Source organism: Limosilactobacillus reuteri (genome assembly GCF_002254085.1).
In the GTDB taxonomy this organism is placed as follows: domain Bacteria; phylum Bacillota; class Bacilli; order Lactobacillales; family Lactobacillaceae; genus Limosilactobacillus; species Limosilactobacillus reuteri_K.
Window position 1 is genome coordinate 1 of record NZ_NGPY01000057.1, and the last position, 707, is coordinate 707.

The window sequence follows — 707 nt, forward strand, 5'->3', positions numbered from 1 at the left end:
AACGGTAATGTTACTTTAGCATCAGTTAGGCATAAATACGGGATTGCTGAATATGATTTCCAAATTTGGGTGGGAATTTATGCAAGATTTGGTAAAGGACCATTACTCAATCCACCCAAAGTAACTGGGGATTTTCGGTTAAATCTGGTAAAGTGGAAACAAGAAAATTTGGCGTCAATCTCAGAAACTTGTATTCACTTTGGATATCGTTCCCCAGGTTCAGTGTATCAGTGGGAATGTCTCTATAACAAGCAAGGGCCACAGGCTTTACTGAGATTGCGTCGGGGAAGGAAACCTAAAAATGGTCAAACGACACGACGAGAATCAAGACAAGCTTCTTCAGCTCCAAAAACAGAACCAAGCCTTACAAAGAGAAAACTTATTGTTAAAGATACAACTCGATGCCTCAAAAAAATTGACAGCCTTGAGAAAGCATCCAAAAAAGAACTCGCACAAGTAATTTATGACCTCAAGGCTAAATACTTATTAAAGGATTTGATCGATGCACTTCCCATTTCCATGTCAACCTATCAGTATTGGCAAAATCGGTTTGAACATCCGGACGAGGATGAAGAAGAACTTAAAGCCGTTATTAAAGGCCTCTTTAACTACTACCAAGCTGAATACGGCGTACGCCGTTTAAGCACTCAAATTCGAGACTACTATCGCTTAATTGGTAAAAAGACACCTAATCATAAGCGCATTCA

At 39.5% G+C, this 707-nt stretch carries 1 protein-coding gene; it reads left to right on the forward strand.

What is annotated here, in order from left to right; genetic code table 11:
* On the forward strand, positions 1–707 hold a 707-nt coding region (locus tag CBG10_RS09010), incomplete at both ends, for a helix-turn-helix domain-containing protein (RefSeq protein WP_143452875.1).